The sequence below is a fragment of the Candidatus Eisenbacteria bacterium genome, assembly GCA_013140805.1.
GTDB lineage: Bacteria > Eisenbacteria > RBG-16-71-46 > RBG-16-71-46 > RBG-16-71-46 > JABFRW01.
In genome coordinates this window covers 1-2,712 of sequence record JABFRW010000011.1, presented here as the reverse complement: position 1 = coordinate 2,712, position 2,712 = coordinate 1, and the positions used below count along the sequence as shown (strand labels likewise).

4 protein-coding genes and 1 pseudogene are annotated in these 2,712 nt (G+C 68.1%); 3 read left to right on the top strand and 2 right to left on the bottom strand.

The genetic code is table 11. From position 1 onward, the window contains the following. On the top strand, positions 1-328 hold a 328-nt coding region (locus HOP12_01195; GenBank protein ID NOT32762.1), incomplete at its 5' end, for a hypothetical protein. Positions 329-351: 23 nt separating this feature from the next. Then, positions 352-549 (top strand): hypothetical protein, encoded by a 198-nt coding sequence (locus tag HOP12_01190; GenBank protein NOT32761.1) that lies wholly within the window; start codon positions 352-354, stop codon positions 547-549. On the opposite strand, the gene HOP12_01185 is transcribed toward HOP12_01190, so the two are convergent. Then, a complete protein-coding gene (locus HOP12_01185) occupies positions 546-1,385 on the bottom strand; it encodes a tetratricopeptide repeat protein (protein ID NOT32760.1) in 840 nt (279 codons plus the stop codon). The two genes, HOP12_01190 and HOP12_01185, sit on opposite strands and share 4 nt — an antisense overlap. 55 nt (positions 1,386-1,440) lie before the next feature. Here HOP12_01185 and mutY point away from each other — a divergent pair, with 55 nt between their 5' ends. After that, positions 1,441-2,550 carry an A/G-specific adenine glycosylase gene (gene mutY / locus HOP12_01180; protein ID NOT32759.1) on the top strand — a complete coding sequence of 370 codons (1,110 nt, stop codon included), beginning with the start codon at positions 1,441-1,443 and terminating at the stop codon, positions 2,548-2,550. Between the two features lie 91 nt (positions 2,551-2,641). Here the strand turns inward: mutY and HOP12_01175 are convergent. Continuing rightward, positions 2,642-2,712, bottom strand: a pseudogene (locus HOP12_01175) (aspartate/glutamate racemase family protein).

The window sequence follows — 2,712 nt, the reverse complement described above, 5'->3', positions numbered from 1 at the left end:
CGGAGTCACGGCGGCACGCGGTGGAGCGGACAACTTCATCGCGTTCCGCTACGATGGCCGCCCGCTCGGAGTCGTGATGAGTCCGCCGGCCGGGAGTGCTGCGCGGGTGTGGCTGCTCGATCAGGACGAGTGGTTCGCGCGCGAAGCCGCCGGCGCCGACGTGCGTTTCGACGAACGCGGCGCCTCCTATGTCGAGGTCGATGCGCCGAGACTCTACGATGTGCGGCGCGCGGGTCGGCACGAGAAGCGTTTGAAGCTGTCACCGAGTGCACCGGGAATCACGCTGCATGCGTTTCGGTTCGGCGAGGTGCCGCCCGCCACGCGCTGAGAGAGCCACCGCGAGGAGAAGCGATGCCGATCTGCGTCTACCTGTGCTACACGCCGGGTTGCAACTCGAAGGTCGAGCGCTGGATGTCGAGCGCCGACGAGGGTTCCGGCCTGCGACTCGAGTGTCCGCGCTGCGGTGTCGTGATGCAGTGCGCGTGGACGGGCGGCCAGACCCCGACGCCGAACCTCAAGGACGCGAGCGCGCTGCCGAGACGCGACTAGTTGAGCTCGGCGATGAGTCGTCGCAACGCGTCGAGATGCTGCGCGATCGACTCGCGATCCTCGGCCTCGGGACGGGCCTCGAGATAGTTCCGCAACGCATCGAACGCGGAGCCGTAGCGACGCAGGCGATAGAGCAGCAGGCCTCGATCGCGCACTTCGTTCGGATCGCCCGGGTGGATCACCAGCAGCCGATCGACCGCGAGAAGCGCCTCTTCGTCGCGATTCGCACGCAGGTAGGCGCCCTTCAGGTTCATGAGCAATCGCACGATCGTCTCGCGCTTGGATGTCGACGCGAGCAACGCCTCGTCGAACGACAGACGCCCGCCTGACGCCTGCTCCAGCATGCCGCGGCACTCCTCGAGCGACACCGAACAGCCGTCGCGATACGGGTCGAGCAGCAGATCGCCGGGCTCTCCTGCCAGACGCACCAGGAAGTGACTCGGGAAGCCCACGCCCTCGAGAGGCATGCCGATCCGCCAGCCCAATTCCATGAACACGATGCTCAACGTGAGTGGAATGCCGGTTCGGTTCTGAATGACTTCGTGAAGCAGCGAGTTCTTGGGGCTGTAGTAGTCGCGGTGCTCGCCACGAAATCCCAGCTCTTCGTAGACGAAGTTGCGGAGGCGCGCGAGCTTCTGAAGGTTGTTCCAGTCCGGCTGAAGACGCGCGCGCAGCTCGGAGGCCCACGATTCGAGGGTGTGGAGCTGGGCGTCGATGTCCACGTTCGGATCGGACTCGGCGGCCACCAGCAGCGCGGCGCGCGCCAGGTCGAGCGAGTCCTCGGGCCCCTTGACGAGGCGTTCGAAATCCGCTCGGATGTGCCCGCGATCGCTCATGTGCCCTCTCGCCCCCTCATTGAACTCGCCCCGACGCCCGGCGGCCCCCGGCGCGATGCTTAACAAACCCGGACGCCCCGTGTGGGGTGCTGCGCTTTTGCGCTGGTATGGGATGCACCGGCGCCCGCTTCCGTGGCGAGAAAATCGCGATCCTTATCGGATCTGGGTGTCCGAGGTCATGCTTCAGCAAACCCAGGTCGCGACCGCGACGCCACATTACCGAGCGTTTCTCGCAAGATTTCCCAGTCTCGAGCGACTCGCAAGCGCGCGGCTCGATCAGGTGCTCGCCGCGTGGTCCGGACTCGGCTACTACCGTCGGGCGCGAAACCTCCATGCCGCCGCGCGCCAGGTGGTGCGCGAGCATGGGGGAGTAGTGCCCCGCGACCCCGCTGCTTTCGAACGTCTGCCCGGCGTCGGTCGTTACACCACCGGTGCCGTGCTTTCGATCAGTTTCGACCTGCCTCTGCCGGTTCTTGACGGCAACGTGGCGCGCGTCCTGTCGCGGTTCGAAGCGCTATCGTTCTCAGTGCGAGAACCGCGGGGTGCACGCGAACTATGGGCGCGCGCCGCGGCGCTGGTGCCTGCGCGCGGGGCCGGGGACTGGAATCAGGCGCTCATGGAGCTGGGTGCGACGGTCTGCAAGCCGGTGGCACCTGCCTGCGAGCGCTGCCCGGTGCGGCGCTGGTGCCGCGCGCATGCGCTCGGTCGCGTCGAGGAGTTCCCGCCCGTCGAAGCGCGTCGCGCGACTGAAGCCGTGCGGCGCGCCGTGGCCGTAATCGAACGCGACGGGAAGCTGCTAGTGGCCAAGCGTGGCCGAGGAGTCCTCGAGGGCCTCTGGGAACCGCCGGGGGTCGAGATCGACCCCGCACGCGCGAGCCGCACGCCGAGCACCGAGCACGCCCGGGTGCGCCGTGCGCTCGCCGCCGAACTCTCGCGCCTCGGAATCACGGCCCGGCTCGAGCGCAGCGACCTCGAGGTGCGCCACACGATCACGCACCGGCGCATCACCGTCGAAATGTGGCGCGGAGCACTGGCGCCCGCGACGCAACGAGCTGCCACCTGGCGGTGGGTCGATCCCGAGACGCCACGCATTGCGCTTACGGCGCTCGCGAAGGCGTGCGCGGGGCAATGGTGCGTGGCTGCCCCGCGCGTGCGCCGCTCATGACTCGGTTTGGACCGCGCGGTGCAGCGCCGCCCGCGGCAGCAGGCGCGACGAATCGAGCGTCGGCAGCGGCGAGTTCGCATCGTTCACGATCAAGGGGAAGCTCCGTGCATCCGAGGACGACGGCATCGGCACCGTTCGCTTTCAGGCGTGCGATCGCTTCCC